We start from the raw sequence: 20,201 nt of genomic DNA, 5'->3' as shown, positions 1-20,201 counted from the left end.
GAGACTCGTGTCAATGAGACAACGTCGGTAGGGCATGCCTGAACCGACGTGACTCAAGGCGGCTTTTTGTTGCGGAGGTTTCGCAAGCCACGCGCTATCACGAACAACGAGAACATGACACCGACCAATTTCCAACAACTCGCCAACTTCATCTGGTCCGTCGCCGATCTGCTCATCAAGGGCCACAAGGACAGCCGCATCGAATACGAGCCCGACCCGGCACACAAGGATGCCGAGAATGTCCCCCTCAAGGAAGACATCGTCAGTTACTTCCTGCAAGAAGGCGAACGCGTTACGGAGCGCGTCCGACAAGAACTTGACATCTCGGTCAGACTTCTCAAAGAGCGTCGCGCCGCCCTGATCACCGCCGCCGTCATCGGCCAGCTCGCGCCCGAGGCCATGGCCGCATGAAGCTCGAAGCCTTCAAATCCGGCGTCTGGCACAAGCAGTACCAGTACAAGAGTTTTGCGCCCAGCCTGATCGACCATGAGTGGAGCTGGGACGACGGGCGCATCAACGTGCTGCTGGAATCCGCCACCAAGGCGCTGGGCGAGCTGGATGCATTTTCGCTGATCGTGCCGGATGTGGATCTGTTCATCGAGATGCATATCCTCAAGGAGGCCAACACTTCCAGCCGCATCGAGGGCACCCGCACCGAGATGGACGAGGCGCTGTTGCCGGAAGAAAACGTCGCCCCGGAACGGCGCAACGACTGGCACGAGGTGCGCAACTACATCGACGCGATCAACATCGCGATTGCCGAACTCAAACGGCTGCCGGTATCGAACCGCCTGCTGCGCGAGACTCATGCCATTTTGATGCGCGGGGTGCGTGGCGAGCACAAGCAGCCGGGGGAGTTTCGCAGCGGGCAGAACTGGATCGGTGGCTCGGGGCCGATGGATGCAGCCTTTGTGCCGCCCCATGCGAGCGAGGTGCCCGAGCTGATGAGCGATCTGGAGAAGTTCCTGCACAACGAGGAAATCGCGGTGCCCCATCTGGTGCGGGCGGCCATTTCGCACTACCAGTTCGAAACCATCCACCCGTTCAACGATGGCAACGGGCGTATCGGTCGCCTGCTGATTGTGCTGTATCTGATCGGCAAAGGGCTGCTGTGCAAGCCGTCGCTGTACCTGTCGGATTTTTTCGAACGCAACCGGGCCACCTACTACGATGCCCTGATGCGGGCGCGCACCGCCAACGATCTGGGGCACTGGGTGCGCTTCTTTCTCGCGGGGGTGCAGGAAACCGCAAGCAAGGGGCGGGATACTTTCCGCAAGATCCTGACGCTGCGCAGCGAGACCGAGGCGCAATGCCTGACCCTGGGCAAGCGGGCGCCCCTGGCGCGCACGGCGCTGAACCTGCTCTACCGCAAGCCGGTGATCATCGCCAAGGAGTTCGGCGCGGCGCTGGAGGTGGCACCCCCGACAGCCAATGCGCTAATCCGCGAGTTCGTGCGCCTTGACATCCTGCAGGAGATCACCGGGCAGCAGCGCGGGCGTGTTTTTGTGTTCCAGCGTTACCTAAGCCTCTTCGTTATTTAACGCTAAAGCGTTTGCTTTAATTAACGCGGCTGGGAAATTAAAGTTGAGCAGGGAAATCAATCCATGAAACGCACCGGCGAAGCCGCCTTTGAAACCGCCATCGAGGCTGTGCTGCTCGCTGAGGGCTACGACAAGCAGACGGCCAAAGACTTCGACCGCGAGCGGGCAATCTTCCCCGCGGTGGCGCTGGATTTCATCCGCGAAACGCAGACCAGGACCTGAGAGAAGCTGCAGCCTTGCACGGCGAGCAACCCGGCGAGCGGGTGCTGAGCGCTGGAGTCTTGCTTACGAGGGTCTGTCTGTCGGCTCGCGCTTGCGGTAGGACAGGCGCCGCCGCGGCGCCGCCGACGCTACAGCTCGACCTGCGTGCCGAGCTCGACGACGCGGTTCGGCGGGATGTGGAAGTAGTCGGCCGCGCTGCCGGCGTTGCGGAACATGACGATGAAGAGCTTCTCGCGCCAGCGCGGCATGCCGGAACCGACGCGCGACACGAGGGTTTCGCGGCCGAGGAAGAACGACGTCTCCATCATGTCGAATTTCAGGCCGAAATCCGCGCACTGCAGGAGCGCCGCCGGCAGGTCGGGGTCGTCCTTGAAGCCGTAGTTCACGCGCACGCGGTAAAAGCCGTAGTCGAGTTCCTCGACGACCACGCGCTCGCTGTCCGGAACGCGCGGTACGTCGGCGGTTTCGACCGTCAGCAGCACGACCCGGCGGTGCAGCACCTTGTTGTGCACGAGGTTGTGCAGCAGTGCGCGCGGCACGCCCTCGAGCCAGGTCGTCATGAATACCGCAGTGCCATCGACGCGCGGCGAAGGGCTGTTGAACATCGACCGGATGAAGCTGTCGAGCGGCATGGTGTCGGTGCGGATGCGGCTGTTGAGCAGTTCGCGGCCGCGCTTCCAGGTTGTCAGCAACGTGAAGATCAGCGCCCCGATCAGCAGCGGGAACCAGCCGCCGGCGAGGATCTTCACGGTGGTCGCGGAGAAGAACGCGACGTCGACCGCGAGGAACACGCCGAGGAAGAGTCCCGCCTGCAGCCTGCCCCAGCCCCACAGCGCGCGGACGACGACGAACGCGAGCAGGGTGTCGATCATCATCGTCAGCGTGACTGCGATGCCGTACGCCGACGCGAGAGCGCTTGACGAGCGGAAGCCGACGACCAGCGCGATCACCGCGCCGAGCAGCATCCAGTTGATGCTCGGCACGTAGATCTGGCCCATCTCGCGTTCCGACGTGAAGATCGTGCGCATGCGTGGCGCGTAACCGAGCTGCATCGCCTGGCGGGTCAGCGAGTAGGCTCCGGAGATCACCGCCTGGCTGGCGATGATCGTCGCCAGCGTCGCCATCGCGACCATCGGGTACACCAGCGCGTCGGGCACCAGCAGGTAAAACGGATTGCGCACGTTGTCGGGGTGATCGAGGATCAGCGCGCCCTGGCCGAGGTAGTTCAGGTACAGCGACGGAAACACGACGAGGAACCACGCGAACTTGATCGGCCGGCGGCCGAAGTGGCCCATGTCCGCATACAGCGCTTCGCCGCCGGTGATCGCGAGCACCACCGCGCCGAGCGACAGCCAGCCGACCAGCGGCATGTCGGCAAAGAAGCGCAGCGCCCAGCGCGGGTCGAGCGCGCCGATGATCTCGGGATGCAGCGTGATACCCGCAATGCCGAGCACCGCGAGCAGGACGAACCACACCAGCATCACCGGCCCGAAGATCCTGCCGACACTGCCGGTGCCGTGGCGCTGAATGACGAACAGGCCGCATAGCACCGCGAGCGCGATCGGCAGCACATACGGGCGGAACGCCGGCGTCGCGACCTCGAGGCCTTCGACCGCCGACAGCACCGAGATCGCCGGCGTGATCATGCCGTCGCCGTAGAACAGCGCGGCACCGAACACTCCCAGCGCCGACAGCACCCAGGCCTTGCGGCCGGGCGGCACCGCGCGCAGTACGAGCGAGGTCAGCGCCATGATGCCGCCTTCGCCGCGGTTGTCGGCGCGGGTGATGAACAACACGTATTTCGCCGACACCACGAGCACCAGCGCCCAGAACACCAGCGACAGGATGCCGTAGACGTTCTGGGGCGTCACCGGCACCGCATGCGGGCCGTTGAAGACTTCTTTCAGCGTGTAGAGAGGGCTTGTGCCGATGTCGCCATAGACGACGCCGATCGCGGCGACCGCGAGCCCGGCAATGCCGCGTCGCGGAGCGGGGGCGTGCGCCGTGGCAGCGGCTGCGGGTGAAGTATTCACACCCTCGAGTGCCTGCATGAATACTCCCGGGGGACTTGGTGCGAGGCGCGTAGATTAGCGCAGTGCACCATCGCCGACGAGCAGATTTTCACGCTCCGGAAAAAGAATCCGTGGTTCTCAGGGCGTCGCCGCGGTCGCCGCCGCAATGTCGCGCGCGTTGCCGGGCTCGACGCCCAGGGCCGCCGCGACGCCGGGATGCATGACGCGGCCGGCGCAGATGTTCAGCCCCCGCGCCAGATGCGGATCGTCGCGCAGCGCCTGGCGCCAGCCCTTGTCGGCAAGCGCGAGCACGCAGGGCAGCGTCGCGGCGTTCAGCGCGAGCGTCGAGGTCCGGGCGACTGCGCCGGGCATGTTCGCGACGCAGTAATGCACGACCTCGTCGACGACGAAAGTCGGGTCGGCATGAGTCGTCGGGCGCGAAGTCTCGAAACAGCCGCCCTGGTCGATCGCGACGTCGACGACCACGGCGCCGGGGCGCATCCTGCGCACCATGTCGCGCGTGACGAGCTTCGGCGCGGCGGCACCCGGCACCAGCACTGCCCCGATCACCAGATCGGCGTCGAGCACCGCGGCTTCGATCGCGTCGGTGCTCGCGTGCAGGGTGTGCAGCTGCGGGCCGAAGCGCTCGCCGAGACGGCGCAGGACTGCCACCGAGCGGTCGACGATGGTCACCGCGGCGCCCATGCCGAGCGCGATCAGCGCGGCGTTGCTGCCGACCACTCCGCCACCGAGGATCACCACCCGCGCCGGTTCGACGCCCGGCACGCCGCCGAGCAGCAGCCCGCGGCCGCCGGCTTCTTTCTCGAGACAATGCGCGCCCGCCTGCACACTCATCCGCCCGGCGACTTCCGACATCGGCGCGAGCAGCGGCAGCCCGCCGTCGGCGTCGCTGACCGTCTCGTATGCGATCGCGGTCACGCCGCTCGCGAGCAGGTCTTTCGCCTGTTGCGGGTCCGGGGCGAGGTGGAGATAGGCGAACAGCACCTGGCCGGCGCCGAGACGCGCGCGCTCGACAGGCTGGGGTTCCTTGACCTTGACGATCAGTTCGGCCGCCGCATACAGCGCCCCGGCGTCGTCGACGATGCGTGCCCCGGCGCGCCGGTAGTCGTCGTCGGCCGCGCCGATGCCGCGTCCCGCATCGCGCTCGACGATCACCTCGTGGCCGTGTGCGACGACCTCGCGGACGCTCGCCGGCGTGAGCCCGACGCGATATTCATGGACCTTGATTTCCCTCGGTACGCCGATAAGCATGCTGAAAACCTCCCGCGAAGGTGGCCGGACGCCGGCCGGCGCGACCCCGGGCAGCGGCCCGATTGCCGCATCGCCTACAATCGTAGCCTTCCCCAACGACTGCAAATCGAAATGCAAGTATCCACGATCCCGCCCGAATCCGCCGTACTGGAAGACGCCGTCGGCGTGGTGCACCGCCCTGCCGAAGGGCCGGTGCGCATCGTGTCGCTGGTGCCGTCGCTGACCGAACTGGTGTGCGAGCTCGGCCTCGCCGACCAGCTCGTCGGACGTACCGGCTTCTGTATCCATCCGCGCGACATCGTGAGGAAGGTGGCGAAAGTCGGCGGCACGAAGGACGTCAGGATGGAAGCCGTGCGAGCCCTCGACGCCACTCACCTGATCGTGAATATCGACGAGAACCGGCGCGAGACGGTCGACCAGCTCGCCGCGTTCATTCCGAACGTCATCGTCACCCACCCGTGCGCGTCCGAGGACAATTTCGGGCTGTACAGGCTCTTCGGCCGGATCTTCGATCGCGACGCCGCAGCCGGCCGGCTGGCCGCGGACCTCGCCGCCGCCCTCGATGCCGCGCGCGCCGCCGCCGTGTCGCTGCCGCCGGAGCGCGTGCTGTACCTGATCTGGCGCGAGCCGTGGATGAGCGTGTCGCGCGACACCTATATCTCGGCGACGCTGCGCGCGGTCGGCTGGGAAACCGTGCCGCCGGGCGACGCATCGAGTCGCTATCCGGAAATCGACTGGCAGGCGCCCGCGCTCGCGCAGGCGCAACGGGTGCTGCTGTCGTCCGAACCCTACCGTTTCCGCGCGTCGCATCTGGACGAGGTCGCGCGGCTGTCGGGCCGGCCCACTGCGCTGATCGACGGCGAAATGACGTCCTGGTACGGCAGCCGCGCCGCGGCCGGGCTGCGCTATCTCGTGCGGCTGCGGGAGCGGCTCGCCGCGGCGTGAGGAAAGCTCGCGGGCGGCTTCGACGCCGGCAGCCGATTCAGCGCGAAGCGAGCTCCTGCGCGAAGTTTTCCGGCGTCAGGACCGCGAACAGCGACCGCAGCAGGCGGTGGCGGTTGAGCTTCAGCAACGCCTTGTCGCGGCTGACGAGATGGCTCGCTTCGCCGTCGCGCGCGATCTCGAGAAACTTCTGGTCGTCGCGGTCGCGGCACAGCGGCAGTGCGGGCAGCGCCTGTGCCGGTCCGTCGGCCAGGGCGGGTGCGCCGCGGTCGGCGAGTAGCGTGACCCGCGCCGTGTAGCCGGCGAGGATCGCCGCCTGGCGTTCGGCATCGACGCCGAACTGGCGGTACGCGAGGACGTGGCGCAACTCGTCGAGTGCGTCGGCGCGCGTGACGAGCGTGAGATGGCGGCCTTCGATCACGTCTCGCAGGCGCGCCAGCGCCGGGTCTTCGAAGAGCCACAGCGCCATGACGGTATTCGTGTCGAGGACGACGCGCGGGCAGGGAAGGTCGGGCATCGGGTCTTCCGCGGGTGGCGGTCAACGACAGCGAGGGGGCCGCAGCCCCCTCGCGAGGTGCGAGCGGTGGCGCGCGTCAGGCGGCCTTGGTCGCGTCGAGACGGATCTTGACGAAGGAGCCGGGAGCGTCCTCGATCGGCTTGAGCTTGCCTTTCGCCGGGTCGCGCGCGTCAACCTGCTCGGGATCCTGCGGCACCACCCATCCCTGCCAGTCGGTCCACCACGAACCCTCCTGGTGCTGCGCGCCTTCGAACCACGCGTCGGCGTCCTTCGGCAGCTTTGCCGACGGATTCAGCCAGTAGCCGTACTTGTTTGACGCCGGCGGGTTGACGATGCCGGCGATGTGGCCGGAGCCGCCGAGCACGAAGCGTACCGGCCCGCCGAGCGCCTGCGCGCCCGTGTAGGTGCTCTTCCACGGCGCGATGTGGTCTTCGAGCGTCGAGATGAAGTAACACGGGATCTTGATCTTCGACAGATCGATCGGCACGCCGTCGATGACGATGCCGCCCGGCTCGACGAGCCGGTTTTCCATGTACATCGTGCGCAGGTAATAGCTGTGCATCTTCGCCGGCATGCGCGTCGAGTCGGAGTTCCAGTACAGCAGGTCGAACGGGAACGGGTCCTTGCCCATGAGGTAGTTGTTCACGACGAAGGACCAGATCAGGTCGTTCGCACGCATCATGTTGAAGGTGCCGGCCATCTCGGAGCCTTCGAGGTAGCCGCGCTCGAACATCTTCTTCTCGAGGCTCGATACCTGGCCCTCGTCGATGAACACGCCCAGTTCGCCCGGCTCCGAGAAATCGATCATCGTCGTGAAGAACGTCGCCGTCGCGATGCGCTTGTCCTTCTTCCCGGCGAGGTAGGCGAGCGTCGTCGCCAGCAGCGTGCCGCCGAGGCAGTAGCCGCAGACGTTCACTTCCTTCTCGCCGGTCTGCTTCTCGATCGCATCGAGCGCCGCGATGATGCCTTCGTGCATGTAGGACTCGAAGGTTTTCTCGGCCAAGCGCTCGTCGGGGTTCACCCACGACACGACGAACACCGTGTGGCCTTGGTCGACGCACCACTTGATGTACGAATTCTTCTCGCGCAGGTCCAGGATGTAGAACTTGTTGATCCACGGCGGCACGATCAGCAGCGGGCGCTTGAGCACCTTGCCGGTGCGCGGCGTGTACTGGATCAGCTGCATCATGTCCGTCTGGAACACCACCTTGCCCGGCGTCGTCGCGACGTTGCGGCCGAGTTCGAACGCGGTCGTGTCGGTCATCTTGACGCGCAGCTGGCCGCCGCCGTCTTCCATGTCGCGCAGCAGGTTGTTCAGGCCCTTGATCAGGTTCTGGCCGTTGTTCTTGACCGTCTCGCGGAAGACCTCGGGATTCGTCAGCGCGAAATTCGACGGCGACAGCGCGTCGATGTACTGGCGCGTGAAAAAGTTCACCTTCTTCTGCGAGTGCTCGTCGAGCCCTTCGACGCAGCACACCGTGTCATGCACGTGGCGCGCGGTGATCAGGTACGACTGCTTGATGAAGTCGAACAGGAAATGCTCTTCCCACTGCTCGTCCTTGAAGCGCTTGTCGGCTTTCTCGGGCTGCGCGATCGGGGCGCCGTGCATGCCCATGACGCGCAGCATCGAATGCTGCCACAGCGAGAAGTAGTCCCACACCAGGTTCATCTGCGACTGGGCGAGCTTGTACGGATTGGCCAGCAGCTTGGCCATCATGTCCATGAACGCCTGCGCGATGCCCAACTCGTCGCTGGGCGTGGAGACGCCTTTCTTGAGCTGGCGCTGGACGTGTTCGCTGATCAGGTGCGAAGCCCGCTGGGCGACTTCCGCGTAGGTCTTGGCGACCTCCTTCGGGTCCGGCAGCTCGGCAAATACATTCTCGGGGGTGGGTGCAGCCATCTCTCTAGTGCTCCTGTTTTTCATGCAATGCGTTCGAATCGGATCGTGCCGTCGTCGCTGATCAGCCTGCGAGCCTCGTTTCTTTTGACAAGGTAGTTGAGGTGAGCGATCGCTTCTCCCATCGCGAACATGACCTGGTGCGTGTCCAGCTCGCGGGGAAACAGTGTCGAGAGAACGTCCGCGGCGCTGCCGGGCATTCCGATTGCGCCCAGCAGTTCGTCGCAGCGTTCACGGTGGTGTGTTTCGAGCTGTGCGATTCTTGCCCTGATGCCGCGGAATGGTCGACCATGCGATGGTAGCACGAGCGTATCGTCGGGCAAGTCCTTGAAGCGATTCAGCGAATCGAGGAACCAGCCGAGCGGATCGTCATTCGGCGTTGCCGCATAGACGCTGACGTTCGTCGAAATGCGCGGTAACAGCATGTCACCCGAAATGAGTACCCCGAGCTGCGCGCAGTACAGGCTCGCATGCTCGGGTGCATGACCATATCCTACGATGACGCGCCACTCGTGGCCGCCGATCGTCACGACGTCGCCGTCGAACAGCCGGTGGTAGGCTCCGGGGAGCGTGGGTACGCCGCGGCGGTAACCGTTGCCGCGATCGACGAGTGCCGCCTGCCGCGCGCCGTCGAGTCCATGGCTGCGGAATTGCGCGACCATGTCGGCGACCGAATATCCCGGCAGCTGGCTCCATATCGCGTGGCCGGACAGGAACTCGCCCTGCGTCATCCAGACCGGTGCGCCGTCGCGCGCGGCGAGCCAGGTCGCCAGGCCGAGATGGTCGGGATGGTGGTGGGTGACGACGACGCGCCCGACCGGGCGTCCGTCGTTGGCGAGGATCGTGTTCCAGTGCTCGCGCACTTCGTCGAGGCCGAAGCCGGTGTCGATCGCGGTGAGCATTTCGCCGTCGTCGAGCAGCCACAGGTTGATGTGGTCGAGGGCGAATGGCAGCGGCATCCGCACCCAGCTCACCCCCATCGCCACGGGGAGCGTCTCGCCGCCGGCAGGGGTCTCGCTGAACGGATACTGCAGTTCGGTAAGACGATTCATCGATTTCTCTCCGTTGGACGGGGCACGCAATCGCCGATTGCTCAAACCCCGCAATTCTGATTAACTTTTCTGCTCTTTCAGAGCGGCTGCTTGCGCTGGACGCAATCGACCAGGCCGTTTTACTTCGGGCACCGACCAATGGCAAGCGAACAAACCTACACCATTACCGAACTCGCGCGCGACTTCGACGTGACACCTCGGGCAATCCGCTTCTACGAGGACCAGGGTCTGTTGAAGCCTTCCCGTGCCGGGCGCACGCGCATCTATTCCAAGTCCGACCGAACCCGCCTCAAGCTCACGCTGCGCGGCAAGCGCCTCGGCCTGTCGCTCGCCGAAATCAAGGAATTGCTCGAGATGCACGGCGGCGTGCGCAATCCCGCCGCCCAGCTGGTGCGTTTCCTCGTCGTGCTCGCCGACCGCCGTGAAGCGCTCGAACAGCAGCGCGAGGACATCGAGGCGGTGCTCGGCGAGATCGCGATGCTCGAAAAACAGTGCTCCGAGCTGCTCGGCCACGATCCCGGCGGCGCGGCGGCCGCACGCGCCGAGATCGTGCGCCGGATGCGCAGCGGGGCTTGATTTTTTTCGCGATTAGTTTACGTTGACGTAAACGTAATAACAACTGGAAATTCTGCAATCCGGACGAGGAGACGCGATGAGACACGAGCTGCCGATTTTCCAGCCGAAAGATCCCGGGTATGCAGATCGCGTCCGCGAAAGTTTCCGCCTGCAGCAGGCAATGGCGCTGATCGGCGCCGAATTGCCGGTCGTCGAGCCGGGCTACGCTGAGATCCACCTGCCGTTCAAGCCGGAAATCACTCAGCAGCACGGCGTCATCCATGGCGGCGTCGTCGGCATGATCGCGGATTCGGCGGCGGGCTACGCCGCGAACACGCTGACGCCGCCGGACACCAGCGTGCTGACGGTCGAATACAAGCTGAACCTGATCGCGCCGGCGGATGGCGAACGGCTCGTCGCGCGCGGCGAAGTCATCAAGTCCGGTCGCACGCTGCTGATCACGCGCGCGGAAGTGTTCGCGATCAAGCGGGAGCAATGGACACTCTGCGCGGTGATGCAGCAGACGATCATCGCGATGCATGGCAAGAAGGAAAGGGTAGAGTGATGTCAGCGGCCGCGGGCGTCCACACCGGCGGCTGACAGGGGTGGCGCGCCGATCAGGAGGCAACGATTCGACCGGATGCGGCCGTCGCGGCGTTGCAAGCATATTCTGAAGGAATTTTCTGTGCCAGTTGAACTTCGCCACCTGGGCGCCGATGACGAGGCCTGCCTCGACCACGTCCGCCAGTTCTTCCGCAACTACGCCGCATCGCTCGGCGTGGATCTGGGCTTCCAGTGCTTCGACGACGAGATGGCGTCCTTGCCGGGGGCGTATGCCGCGCCGCAAGGCAGGCTCTTCTACGCTGAAGTCGATGGTCGCGCGGCGGGCTGCGTCGGGATTCGCCCGTTTTCCGAAGGCATCTGCGAGATGAAGCGGCTGTACGTCGAACCGGGGCTGCGCGGTCTGGGCGTCGGCCGCGATCTGGTCCTCGCGGCGATCCGCGCGGCGAAAGCGATCGGCTACCGCCGTATCGTGCTCGACACGCTGCCGACGATGCGCATCGCGATGAAGCTGTATCGCGAACTCGGTTTCACCGAGGCGCCGGCCTACTATCCGGCGCCTCTCGAAGGGAGCCTCTTCCTCGCTCTGGATCTCGACAACTGGTCCGAAGAGGAGGTGGCGGACGAAAACCTGTTCCATCTCTTCGATTACAACCGTGCCTGGGCGCACCAGATGCAGCAGATCGATCCGGGTTTCTTCGAGAAACTGTCGAAGCTGCAGGCGCCCGAGTACCTGTGGATCGGCTGCTCGGATTCGCGGGTACCGGCGAACCAGGTCATCGGCCTGCTGCCGGGCGAGGTTTTCGTGCATCGCAATGTCGCGAACGTCGTTGTGCATACCGACCTCAACTGCCTGTCGGTGATCCAGTTCGCCGTCGATGTGCTGAAGGTCAGGCACATCATGGTCGTCGGCCACTACGGCTGCGGCGGCGTGAAGGCGGCGCTCGGGCGCGAGCGCGTCGGTCTCGTGGACCTGTGGCTGCGCCATGTGCAGGACGTGCACGTCAAGCACCGCCAGGCGGTAGACGGGCTGCCGCCGGAGCTTGCGCACGACCGCCTGTGCGAGCTGAACGCGCTCGAACAGGTGGTCAATGTGTGCCAGACCGTCGTCGTGCAGGACGCGTGGAAACGCGGCCAGCCGCTGGCGGTGCATGCGTGGATCTACGGGCTGAAGAACGGGCTCGTGCGCGACCTCGGCCTCAACGTGACGCGCCCCGAAGACCTGGTGCCGCGCTACGTCGCGGCGCTCGAAACGCTGGCCTGAGAGCCGGCTATCCCTACAAGTCGTACAGGAGAGAAAGCATGAATGATCCAGTCGTCATCGTTTCCGCCGCCCGCACGCCGATGGGCGGCTTCCAGGGCGATCTTGCCGCGCTGAGCGGTCCGCAACTCGGCGCCGTCGCGATCAAGGCCGCGGTCGAGCGCGCCGGGGTCAACCCCGAAGCGGTGCAGGAAGTGCTGATGGGCTGCGTGCTGCCGGCCGGCGTCGGCCAGGCCCCGGCGCGCCAGGCCGCGCTCGGCGCCGGCCTGCCGCTGTCGGCCGGCTGCACGACGGTCAGCAAGGTGTGCGGCTCCGGCATGAAGTCGGTGATGCTCGCGCACGACCTGCTGGTCGCGGGCACGAACGAGGTGATGGTCGCCGGCGGCATGGAGTCGATGTCGAACGCGCCCTACCTGTTGCCAAAGGCGCGCGGCGGCTACCGCCTCGGCCACGGCCAGGTGCTCGACCACATGTTCCTCGACGGCCTCGAAGACAGCTACTCGAAAGAGAACAAGGGTCGCCTGATGGGCACGTTTGCCGAGGACTGTGCGCGCCACTTCGACTTCACCCGCGCCGCGCAGGACGAGTTCGCGGTCGCCTCGACGACGCGTGCGCAGAACGCGATCCAGGACGGCAGCTTCGCGTGGGAAGTCGCGCCGGTGACGGTCCCGGGGCGCAAGGGCGAGGTCGTCGTCGACCGCGACGAGCAGCCGCCGAAAGCGCAGATCGACAAGATCGCCGGCCTGAAGCCCGCGTTCGCCAAAGACGGCACCGTTACGGCCGCGAACTCGAGCTCGATCTCGGACGGTGCCGCCGCGCTCGTGCTGATGCGCCGCTCGACCGCCGACAAGCTGGGCCTCGCGCCTCTCGCGACGATCAAGGGCCATGCGACGCACGCGCAGGACCCGGCCTGGTTCACGACGGCCCCGGTCGGCGCGATGCAGAAGGTGCTGGCGAAGGCCGGCTGGAACGTCAGCGACGTCGACCTGTGGGAAATCAACGAGGCTTTCGCGGTCGTCACGATGGCAGCGATGAAGGAACTCGACCTGCCGCACGACAGGGTGAACGTGCACGGCGGCGCGTGCGCGCTGGGCCATCCGATCGGCGCGTCCGGCGCCCGGATCATCGTCACGCTGCTCGGCGCACTAAAGCAGTACGGCAAGAAGCGCGGCGTCGCGAGCCTGTGCATCGGCGGCGGTGAGGCGACGGCGGTTGCGGTGGAGCTCGTCTAAATGATCCTCACGCAAGAACAGGAGATGGTCCGCGATTCCCTGCGCGCGTTCGCGCAGGAGCGCCTCGCGCCGTTCGCCGCCGAATGGGACCGCAACCACACTTTCCCGCGCGAAGCCTTGCGCGAACTCGCCGGACTCGGCGCGCTCGGCATGGTCGTGCCCGAGCAGTGGGGCGGCGCGGGGATGGACTACATCAGCCTCGTGCTTGCGCTCGAAGAGATCGCGGCCGGCGACGGCGCGACCTCGACGATCGTCAGCGTGCAGAACTCGCTCGCCTGCGGCATCCCGAACCGCTACGGCAACGACGCGCAGAAGGAGCGCTGGCTGAAGCCGCTCGCCAAAGGCGAGAAGCTCGGCTGCTTCTGCCTCACCGAGCCGCACGTCGGCTCGGACGCGTCTGCGCTGAAGACAACCGCGGTGAAGGACGGCGACGGGTGGATCATCAACGGCGTGAAGCAGTTCATCACGACCGGCCGCGAGGCCGACGTCGCAATCGTGTTCGCGGTGACCGACAAGACCGCCGGCAAGAAAGGCATTTCGTGCTTCCTTGTGCCGACGGGTTTCCCTGACTACGTGCCGGGCTACATCGTCGCGCGCATCGAGGAGAAGATGGGCCAGAAGGCGTCCGACACCGCGCAGATCGTGTTCGAGGACTGCCGCGTGCCGGCGGATGCGCTGCTCGGCATGGAGGGCGAAGGCTACAAGATCGCGCTGTCGAACCTCGAGGCGGGGCGCATCGGCATCGCCGCGCAGTGCCTCGGCATGGCGCGCGCCGCGCTCGACGCGGCGGTCAGGTACGCGCACGAGCGCGAGACGTTCGGCAAGCCGATCTTCGAGCACCAGGCGGTGAACTTCCGCCTCGCCGACATGGCGACGCAACTGGAAGCCGCGCGCCAGCTCGTGTGGTACGCCGCGAGCCTCAAGGATGCCGGCCGGCCGTGCCTCAAGGAAGCGTCGATGGCGAAACTGTTCGCATCCGAGATGGCCGAGAAGGTGTGTTCGGATGCGATCCAGATCCACGGCGGCTATGGTTACGTAGCCGACTTCCCGGTCGAGCGCATCTACCGCGACGTGCGCGTGTGCCAGATCTACGAAGGCGCGAGCGACATCCAGCGGCTGGTGATCGGCCGCGCGCTCGCCGCCTGATTTCGTTGCCGCGCCCGCGGGAGCCGGGCCGGGAGGCCCGGACAACAGGAGACAGCAGGATGTACGAAACCCTCGAAATCCGGACCGAAGGCGGCGTCGCGACGATCTGGATGAACCGCCCCGACGTGCATAACGCGTTCAACGCGCAGCTGATCGCGCACCTGACCGCGGCGTACCGCGAACTCGACGCGGATGAGACGGTGCGCGTCGTCGTGCTCGCCGGACGCGGCAAGAGTTTCTCCGCGGGCGCGGACCTGAACTGGATGAAGGCGGCCGCCGCAGCCAGCGTCGAGGACAACCTCGAGGATGCGCGTAAGCTCGCCGGCATGCTGCGCACGATTTCCGGGATGGGAAAGCCGACAATCGCGCGCGTGCAGGGCGCGGCGCTCGGCGGCGGCATGGGGCTCGCAGCCGCGTGCGACATCTGCGTCGCCGCGGAGCAGGCGGTGTTCGCGACCTCCGAAGTCAAGTTCGGCATCATCCCGGCAGCGATCAGCCCCTACGTGATCCGTGCGATCGGCGAGCGCCAGGCGTATCGCTATTTCCAGACCGCGGAGCGGATCACCGCCGCGCGCGCCGCGGAGATAGGCCTTGCGCACGAAGTCGTCGCTGCCGAAGCGCTCGACGCGAAAGTCGCGGAGATCGTCGCGGCGCTGCTGCAGGGCGGGCCGAAGGCGCAGGCCGCGGCGAAGGATCTGATCCGCAATGTCGCGAACCGGCCGGTCGACGAGGCAGTCGTCGAGGACACCGCGCGCCGCATCTCCAGCCTGCGCGCGACGCCGGAAGCGAAGGAAGGCCTCGACGCGTTCCTGTCGAAGCGCCCCGCGGCGTGGGTGCCGCAGGGCTGAACGCCGGGCCGGCTTCGCGAGGCACGCCAACAGGATTGCGCGGCCGGTACGCGAACCGAACGCGCCGACGACGGACCAACGACAACAACGATTCAACCAGACCCCCACGACAGCATGGACCCCACTTCTCCCTGCATGAACATGTGCCGCATGGATACCGGCAGCGGTTACTGCGATGGCTGCTTTCGCAGCCTCGACGAGATCGCCGGCTGGAGCCGTTACACCGACGACGAGAAACGCCGCGTTCTCGCCGCGCTGAGCCGGCGCCGTGCGCAGGCCGCCGCTGCAAACGCGGTTCGCATGGAGCAACCCCGATGAACGATGCGCTGTGCGTCGGCGTCTGCATGATCGACTGGGATAGCGGGGTGTGCCTCGGCTGCGGCCGCACCGCGGACGAAATCGACGGCGTGCCGGTCGCGCCGGTGACGAGGCCGGCGCCGGCGAAAGTGCCGCTGCCGGCGAATGTCGCAGAAAACGTCGGCGAAGGCCTGCAATGACGGCCGCAGCGAAGCTTCCGGCGACGATCGCCGTTCTCGAGCGCGGCTGGCTGTCGTCGAACAACGTCGTGTTGTTCGACGACAGCGAGGCGACGCTGATCGACAGCGGCTACGTCAGCCACGCCGCCCAGACGGTCGCGCTGCTGCACCGCACGCTCGACGGCCGCCGCCTCGGGCGGCTGATCAACACGCACTCGCATTCCGATCACATCGGCGGCAACGCGGCGGTGCAGCGGGCGTTCGGCTGCGCGATCACGGTGCCTGCGGGGATCGCGGGCGCGGTTGCCGAGTGGGACGAGGCGGCGCTGCTGCTGAGCACCGCGGAGCAGGCCGGCGAACGTTTTCACGCCGGTCGTCTGCTGGCCGCGGGCGAGACCGTCGAGATGGGCGAACTGACGTGGCAGGCCCTCGAAGCGCCGGGTCACGACATGGATGCGCTGGTGTTCCACAACGCCGACCGCCGCATCCTGATTTCCGGCGACGCGCTGTGGCGCGACGGCTTCGGCATCCTGTTCGCGGACGTGCTCGGCACCGGCGACGGCATCGGCGCGGCGCGGCGCACGCTGGAGGCGATCGCGCGCCTGCCGGTCGAGGTCGTCATTCCGGGGCACGGCGCGCCATTCGTCGAGTTCGACGACGCGCTGACGCGGGCGTTTGCGCGGCTGAAGGCGTTCGAGGAGGACGGCGCGCGCATGGCGCGCAACGCGATCCGCGCCTGCATGACGTTCTCGCTGCTCGACCTGCGCTCGATCGCGCTCGACGAGCTGCCGGAACATCTCGCCCGCGTGCCGCTCTACCGGGAAGCCAACGCGCGTTTCCTCGGCCAGTCGCCGGCGGCGCTGGCCGACTGGCTGGTCGCGGAACTGTCGCGCGCCGGCGTCGCCCGCTGCGAAGGAGGGCGGCTGGTCGCGGCCTGAATACCGCCTGCATCGACACGGACTTTCGCCGCTGGCCTGTGCCTACGACTTTCGCCATAATCCCCGCGATAGGGGGAGTGTCCTGTCATGCAGATCGTCCTGATCAGTGGCTTGTCGGGTTCCGGCAAGAGCATCGCGCTGAAAGTGCTGGAAGACGTCGGTTATTACGCGGTCGACAACCTGCCCGCGACACTGCTGCCCGAACTCGTCGCCGAGCTGCGCGACACCGGGCACGTGCGCGTCGCGATCGCCGTCGATGTGCGCTCCGGCGCGAGCCTTCTGGCGCTGCCGCAGCAGGTCGAGCACTTGCGCGCGCTCGCGTCGGATCTTCGCGTGATCTTTCTCGATGCGCGCGACGACACGCTGATCGCGCGTTTTTCGGAAACCCGCCGCCGCCATCCGCTCGCCAGCGAAGACGTCTCGCTCGCCGAAGCGATCCAGAACGAGCGCGGCGCGCTCGCGAGCATCGCCGAACTCGGCCACCGCATCGACACCAGCGAACTGCAGGCGAACACGCTGCGCGCATGGATCAAGGACTTCCTCGCGATCGAGGCGACCGAAGGGCTGACGCTGATGTTCCAGTCGTTCGGCTTCAAATACGGTATTCCGCTCGACGCGGACCTCGTCTTCGACGTGCGCTGCCTGCCGAACCCGCATTACGACCTGTACCTGCGGCCGTTTACCGGCAAGGACCAGCCGGTCATCGAGTTTCTCGACAGCTTCCCCGAGGTCGGGCGCATGTGCGAGGACATCCGCCGCTTTGTCGCGACCTGGTTGCCGAGCTACGCGCGCGACAATCGCAGCTACCTCACGGTCGCGATCGGCTGCACCGGCGGACAGCACCGCTCGGTGTATATCGCCGAATGGCTCGGCCGGCACTTCAGCGACACGCTGCGCGTGCTCGTGCGTCACCGTTCCGCCGCGCGCCGTATCGTCGACCACGGCGCCGACGTGGCAGGCCAGTGAATCCGCGCTTCGCCGACTGGCTGGCGCTGCTGCGGCCGGGCGATTTCGCGACGCTGGCGGGCGCGCTCGCGGTATGCGTCGTGTCGGTGTTGCTGCTGTGGCGCGGCGGCGCCCCGGACAAGGCGATCGTGCGCGCCGGCGGCGCGGTGTTCGCCGAACTGAGCCTCGCGAGCCCGCAGCGCGTCGACGTCCCGGGGCCGCTCGGGATCACGCGCATCGAAGTCGAGCCGGGCCGCGCGCGCGTCCTCTCCGATCCCGGGCCGCGCCAGTATTGCGTTCGCCAGGGCTGGCTGAGCCGCGCCGGAGCGGTCGCGATCTGCGCGCCGAACGAGGTCAGCCTGAGCCTTTCGGGCGGCGCAGCGGACTATGACACGCTCAACTACTGATTTTTCATCCTGCGCGGCCCCCCTCCGGGCGGCTGTGCGCACCCAAAACAGTTCAAAAGTAAACCATTTAACATAGACATGATGTTCCGGCCTCTGTACTCTTGCCGCCTGGCAGGCCCGATGGACGTGTCATACCTGAAGGTGCGGGGCGGGCACGACGGGATGGGTCGCAATCAACCATAAACAGGATGCGCAATGTCGGGTCGTCAAACATCGGTAGCGGTCAGGTTCAGCCTGGTACTCGTTACTGCCATCACCCTTTTGCTGCTCGGCGTTGCATTCGGGCTCGCGCAATATTTGAGCAATAAACTGGAACAGAAGTCGCTGGAGGGGCTGCAAGCGACCAACCGCATGATCATCAACATGATCGACGGCTATAACAGCGCCGCGCAACAGGCCGTCCAGCGCCTCGCCGCGGTCTTTGCAGGCAATTACCCGCAAGCGTTCCACATTCATTCCGGCAGCGGTCTCCTGATGCACGGCGACCTCCCGATCACATTCGAAGAAACCTCCATCCCCGATCGCTTCACCAGCCTCTCGGGCGCGGCGGCGACCGTGCTGACCCGCCGCGGCAATGACTTCGAACGCATTTCGACTTCGATAAAGGACGAAAAGGGCAACCGCGCCTCGGGTATTCTGTTGGGCGATGACCATCCGGCCGTCCCGTTCCTTCTCAAGGGGAAGTCCTATACCGGCATCGCCAAGATGCTCGGCCGGGACGTCATGACACACTACGCTCCCATCAGCGACAGCCGCGGCGAAACGATCGGTGCGTTTTTTGTCGGCGTCGACTTCACCGACGGCATGGCGGCGATGAAAGAAAAAATCTCGGCAATCCGGATCGGTGCGACCGGCTATCCCTATGGGCTCGACGCCGGGCGCGACAAGGGCCGCATCGTCATCCACCCGAGCCTTGAGGGCAAATCGCTGCTCGGTCAGAAAGACATCCATGGCCGCGAGTTCATTGCCGAAATGCTGGCTTCCGGGAACGGCGTCATCAACTACTGGTGGAAGAATCCTGATGAAAAGGAAGCGCGGGAAAAAATCGTCGTGTACAACCTTTATCCGGCGTGGAACTGGATCGTGGCTTCCGGCAGCTATCTGGACGAATTCAACAGCGAAGGGAAGGAAGCCGGCCGAGGGCTGATGCAAGCCGCCCTGCTGCTGATTCCGGTGGTGCTTGCCCTGGTGTGGATCGCGACGCGGCGCTGGATCGCCAAGCCGCTTGGGGAAGCAGTCGTCGTCGCCAACAAGGTCGCCGAGGGCGATTTCACTGCGCGTGCCGAAGTGAAGTCGAATGACGAGATCGGTGCGCTGGTGCGCGCGCAATCGACGATGGTCGAACAGCTTGGCCAAACCATCAGAGACGTGCGCGTTGCTGCGGCCAGCGTCGCCGCCGACGCCAGGCAGCTTGCCACGGCCGCCGACAACGTCGCGACCAGTTCGACGATGCAAAGCGGCGCCGCAGCCGACATGGCCGTATCCGTCGAACAGATGAGTGCAAGCATCGACATGATCGCCGAGCATGCCGCCGAGGCGCTGAAAATTTCGACCGACTCCGAAACCGAATCACGCAGCAGCGTCCTCGTCATCGACCGCGCGGTGGCTGCGATGAATCATATTGCCGACACCGTTCGCCGCTCTTCGGCGGCCGTCGAGCAACTCGGGCGCGAATCCCAGGAAATTTCCGCGATTGCGCATACGATCAAAGACATCGCCGACCAGACCAACCTCCTTGCCCTCAATGCCGCAATCGAAGCTGCGCGCGCCGGGGAGCAGGGCCGCGGTTTCGCCGTCGTCGCAGACGAGGTACGAAAGCTCGCCGAGCGCACCACCACTTCGACGCACGAAATCGGCGAGATGATCGGACGCATCCAGCAGGGCACGCTGAATGCCGTGGACAACATGAACATCGGGGTCGAGCAGGTCTCCAGCGGGGTCGAACTCGCGGCGGAGGCCACTGCTGCCATCGAACGGATCCATCACGGCGCGGTACAGGTGTCCCAGGCGGTGTCGGGCATCACCACGGCCATTCGCGAACAGAGCATCGCGACGACCAGTGTGGCTCAAGGTCTGGAGAAGATTGCCCACATGACCGAGCGCAATAACGTCGAAGCGCAGGAAACCGCGCAATCGGCCGAAGGATTGCAGTCGATCGCTGCCCGGCTCCAGGCGGCTGTCCAAGTCTTCAAGGTGTAGCGTCGGGATCACCGCGGGGCCGAACCTCAAGAGCGGGAGTCCTTGCCGGGGCCCTGCCAGTCACGCTGCCGGACCCCTCCGGACCATCCCTCAGGCCGGCAATGCGGCTGCGAACCGTTTGATGAAGCGGATGTTTTCTTCCACCTTCCCCTGAATATGCTCGATCTGCGCGGGGCTG

21 protein-coding genes are annotated in these 20,201 nt (G+C 65.9%); 16 read left to right on the top strand and 5 right to left on the bottom strand.

Annotation, left to right across the window (positions count from 1 at the left end):
• Nucleotides 1-114: 114 nt before the first annotated feature.
• From GO606_RS03255 to GO606_RS03245, 3 genes are all read left to right on the top strand, one after another.
• Nucleotides 115-411, top strand: coding sequence for a restriction endonuclease subunit S domain-containing protein (locus tag GO606_RS03255; protein ID WP_169119407.1), 297 nt, complete (start codon nt 115-117; stop codon nt 409-411).
• Complete coding sequence (locus GO606_RS03250; RefSeq protein ID WP_169119408.1) at nt 408-1,541, top strand: Fic family protein; 1,134 nt, start codon at nt 408-410, stop codon at nt 1,539-1,541. Before GO606_RS03255 ends, GO606_RS03250 begins: the two co-directional genes overlap by 4 nt.
• 63 nt (nt 1,542-1,604) lie before the next feature.
• On the top strand, nt 1,605-1,763 hold the full coding sequence (locus GO606_RS03245; protein WP_169119403.1) for a hypothetical protein: 159 nt from the start codon (nt 1,605-1,607) through the stop codon (nt 1,761-1,763).
• A gap of 128 nt (nt 1,764-1,891) precedes the next feature.
• Here GO606_RS03245 and GO606_RS03240 read toward each other — a convergent pair whose 3' ends face one another.
• Both GO606_RS03240 and ald read right to left on the bottom strand, forming a co-directional pair.
• Nucleotides 1,892-3,814: a potassium transporter Kup gene (locus GO606_RS03240; RefSeq protein ID WP_169119409.1), complete on the bottom strand. Its 1,923-nt coding sequence runs from the start codon at nt 3,812-3,814 to the stop codon at nt 1,892-1,894.
• Between the two features lie 99 nt (nt 3,815-3,913).
• Entirely contained in the window at nt 3,914-5,047 is a 1,134-nt protein-coding gene (gene ald / locus GO606_RS03235; RefSeq protein ID WP_169119410.1) for an alanine dehydrogenase, read from the bottom strand.
• 111 nt (nt 5,048-5,158) lie between these two features.
• Between ald and GO606_RS03230 the strand changes: the two genes are divergently transcribed.
• A complete protein-coding gene (locus GO606_RS03230; RefSeq protein WP_169119411.1) occupies nt 5,159-5,992 on the top strand; it encodes a helical backbone metal receptor in 834 nt (277 codons plus the stop codon).
• Nucleotides 5,993-6,029: 37 nt separating this feature from the next.
• On the opposite strand, the gene GO606_RS03225 is transcribed toward GO606_RS03230, so the two are convergent.
• The 3 genes from GO606_RS03225 to GO606_RS03215 all read right to left on the bottom strand — a co-directional run bounded on the left by GO606_RS03225 (nt 6,030) and on the right by GO606_RS03215 (nt 9,455).
• Entirely contained in the window at nt 6,030-6,506 is a 477-nt protein-coding gene (locus GO606_RS03225; RefSeq protein ID WP_169119412.1) for a putative toxin-antitoxin system toxin component, PIN family, read from the bottom strand.
• A gap of 76 nt (nt 6,507-6,582) precedes the next feature.
• Nucleotides 6,583-8,406, bottom strand: coding sequence for a PHA/PHB synthase family protein (locus tag GO606_RS03220; RefSeq protein ID WP_169119413.1), 1,824 nt, complete (start codon nt 8,404-8,406; stop codon nt 6,583-6,585).
• 20 nt (nt 8,407-8,426) lie between these two features.
• Nucleotides 8,427-9,455, bottom strand: coding sequence for an MBL fold metallo-hydrolase (locus tag GO606_RS03215; protein ID WP_169119414.1), 1,029 nt, complete (start codon nt 9,453-9,455; stop codon nt 8,427-8,429).
• 138 nt (nt 9,456-9,593) lie between these two features.
• Here GO606_RS03215 and GO606_RS03210 point away from each other — a divergent pair, with 138 nt between their 5' ends.
• The 12 genes from GO606_RS03210 to GO606_RS03155 all read left to right on the top strand — a co-directional run bounded on the left by GO606_RS03210 (nt 9,594) and on the right by GO606_RS03155 (nt 20,023).
• Nucleotides 9,594-10,031, top strand: coding sequence for a MerR family transcriptional regulator (locus tag GO606_RS03210; RefSeq protein WP_169119415.1), 438 nt, complete (start codon nt 9,594-9,596; stop codon nt 10,029-10,031).
• 76 nt (nt 10,032-10,107) lie between these two features.
• Nucleotides 10,108-10,575 carry a PaaI family thioesterase gene (locus tag GO606_RS03205; RefSeq protein WP_169119416.1) on the top strand — a complete coding sequence of 156 codons (468 nt, stop codon included), beginning with the start codon at nt 10,108-10,110 and terminating at the stop codon, nt 10,573-10,575.
• A 75-nt stretch (nt 10,576-10,650) separates the two neighbouring features.
• A complete protein-coding gene (gene can, locus GO606_RS03200; RefSeq protein WP_211166721.1) occupies nt 10,651-11,835 on the top strand; it encodes a carbonate dehydratase in 1,185 nt (394 codons plus the stop codon).
• A 38-nt stretch (nt 11,836-11,873) separates the two neighbouring features.
• On the top strand, nt 11,874-13,064 hold the full coding sequence (locus GO606_RS03195) for an acetyl-CoA C-acetyltransferase (protein WP_169119418.1): 1,191 nt from the start codon (nt 11,874-11,876) through the stop codon (nt 13,062-13,064).
• Nucleotides 13,065-14,210 (top strand): acyl-CoA dehydrogenase, encoded by a 1,146-nt coding sequence (locus GO606_RS03190; RefSeq protein WP_169119419.1) that lies wholly within the window; start codon nt 13,065-13,067, stop codon nt 14,208-14,210.
• 59 nt (nt 14,211-14,269) lie between these two features.
• On the top strand, nt 14,270-15,058 hold the full coding sequence (locus tag GO606_RS03185) for an enoyl-CoA hydratase/isomerase family protein (RefSeq protein WP_169119420.1): 789 nt from the start codon (nt 14,270-14,272) through the stop codon (nt 15,056-15,058).
• 114 nt (nt 15,059-15,172) lie between these two features.
• Nucleotides 15,173-15,376: a DUF1289 domain-containing protein gene (locus tag GO606_RS03180; protein WP_169119421.1), complete on the top strand. Its 204-nt coding sequence runs from the start codon at nt 15,173-15,175 to the stop codon at nt 15,374-15,376.
• Nucleotides 15,373-15,555, top strand: coding sequence for a DUF1289 domain-containing protein (locus tag GO606_RS03175; RefSeq protein ID WP_169119422.1), 183 nt, complete (start codon nt 15,373-15,375; stop codon nt 15,553-15,555). Before GO606_RS03180 ends, GO606_RS03175 begins: the two co-directional genes overlap by 4 nt.
• Nucleotides 15,552-16,472: an MBL fold metallo-hydrolase gene (locus tag GO606_RS03170; protein WP_169119423.1), complete on the top strand. Its 921-nt coding sequence runs from the start codon at nt 15,552-15,554 to the stop codon at nt 16,470-16,472. The genes GO606_RS03175 and GO606_RS03170 overlap by 4 nt, the downstream gene beginning before the upstream one ends.
• 87 nt (nt 16,473-16,559) lie before the next feature.
• On the top strand, nt 16,560-17,438 hold the full coding sequence (rapZ, locus tag GO606_RS03165) for an RNase adapter RapZ (protein ID WP_169119424.1): 879 nt from the start codon (nt 16,560-16,562) through the stop codon (nt 17,436-17,438).
• Nucleotides 17,435-17,824, top strand: coding sequence for a NusG domain II-containing protein (locus GO606_RS03160; RefSeq protein ID WP_246979324.1), 390 nt, complete (start codon nt 17,435-17,437; stop codon nt 17,822-17,824). The genes rapZ and GO606_RS03160 overlap by 4 nt, the downstream gene beginning before the upstream one ends.
• Nucleotides 17,825-18,019: 195 nt before the next feature.
• Entirely contained in the window at nt 18,020-20,023 is a 2,004-nt protein-coding gene (locus GO606_RS03155; protein WP_169119426.1) for a methyl-accepting chemotaxis protein, read from the top strand.
• Nucleotides 20,024-20,201: the final 178 nt, after the last annotated feature.

It is taken from the genome of Aromatoleum anaerobium (genome assembly GCF_012910705.2).
GTDB classification, from domain to species: domain Bacteria; phylum Pseudomonadota; class Gammaproteobacteria; order Burkholderiales; family Rhodocyclaceae; genus Aromatoleum; species Aromatoleum anaerobium.
This window is presented reverse-complemented; position numbering and strand designations above follow the sequence as displayed.

Excerpts from the sequence above, each read along its gene's own strand:
- GO606_RS03255 (WP_169119407.1), top strand. The coding sequence starts at position 115 with ATGACACCGACCAATTTCCAACAACTCGCCAACTTCATCTGGTCCGTC.
- GO606_RS03250 (WP_169119408.1), top strand. The coding sequence starts at position 408 with ATGAAGCTCGAAGCCTTCAAATCCGGCGTCTGGCACAAGCAGTACCAG.
- GO606_RS03245 (WP_169119403.1), top strand. The coding sequence starts at position 1,605 with ATGAAACGCACCGGCGAAGCCGCCTTTGAAACCGCCATCGAGGCTGTG.
- GO606_RS03240 (WP_169119409.1), bottom strand. The coding sequence starts at position 3,814 with ATGCAGGCACTCGAGGGTGTGAATACTTCACCCGCAGCCGCTGCCACG.
- ald (WP_169119410.1), bottom strand. The coding sequence starts at position 5,047 with ATGCTTATCGGCGTACCGAGGGAAATCAAGGTCCATGAATATCGCGTC.
- GO606_RS03230 (WP_169119411.1), top strand. The coding sequence starts at position 5,159 with ATGCAAGTATCCACGATCCCGCCCGAATCCGCCGTACTGGAAGACGCC.
- GO606_RS03225 (WP_169119412.1), bottom strand. The coding sequence starts at position 6,506 with ATGCCCGACCTTCCCTGCCCGCGCGTCGTCCTCGACACGAATACCGTC.
- GO606_RS03220 (WP_169119413.1), bottom strand. The coding sequence starts at position 8,406 with ATGGCTGCACCCACCCCCGAGAATGTATTTGCCGAGCTGCCGGACCCG.
- GO606_RS03215 (WP_169119414.1), bottom strand. The coding sequence starts at position 9,455 with ATGAATCGTCTTACCGAACTGCAGTATCCGTTCAGCGAGACCCCTGCC.
- GO606_RS03210 (WP_169119415.1), top strand. The coding sequence starts at position 9,594 with ATGGCAAGCGAACAAACCTACACCATTACCGAACTCGCGCGCGACTTC.
- GO606_RS03205 (WP_169119416.1), top strand. The coding sequence starts at position 10,108 with ATGAGACACGAGCTGCCGATTTTCCAGCCGAAAGATCCCGGGTATGCA.
- can (WP_211166721.1), top strand. The coding sequence starts at position 10,651 with ATGCGGCCGTCGCGGCGTTGCAAGCATATTCTGAAGGAATTTTCTGTG.
- GO606_RS03195 (WP_169119418.1), top strand. The coding sequence starts at position 11,874 with ATGAATGATCCAGTCGTCATCGTTTCCGCCGCCCGCACGCCGATGGGC.
- GO606_RS03190 (WP_169119419.1), top strand. The coding sequence starts at position 13,065 with ATGATCCTCACGCAAGAACAGGAGATGGTCCGCGATTCCCTGCGCGCG.
- GO606_RS03185 (WP_169119420.1), top strand. The coding sequence starts at position 14,270 with ATGTACGAAACCCTCGAAATCCGGACCGAAGGCGGCGTCGCGACGATC.
- GO606_RS03180 (WP_169119421.1), top strand. The coding sequence starts at position 15,173 with ATGGACCCCACTTCTCCCTGCATGAACATGTGCCGCATGGATACCGGC.
- GO606_RS03175 (WP_169119422.1), top strand. The coding sequence starts at position 15,373 with ATGAACGATGCGCTGTGCGTCGGCGTCTGCATGATCGACTGGGATAGC.
- GO606_RS03170 (WP_169119423.1), top strand. The coding sequence starts at position 15,552 with ATGACGGCCGCAGCGAAGCTTCCGGCGACGATCGCCGTTCTCGAGCGC.
- rapZ (WP_169119424.1), top strand. The coding sequence starts at position 16,560 with ATGCAGATCGTCCTGATCAGTGGCTTGTCGGGTTCCGGCAAGAGCATC.
- GO606_RS03155 (WP_169119426.1), top strand. The coding sequence starts at position 18,020 with ATGTCGGGTCGTCAAACATCGGTAGCGGTCAGGTTCAGCCTGGTACTC.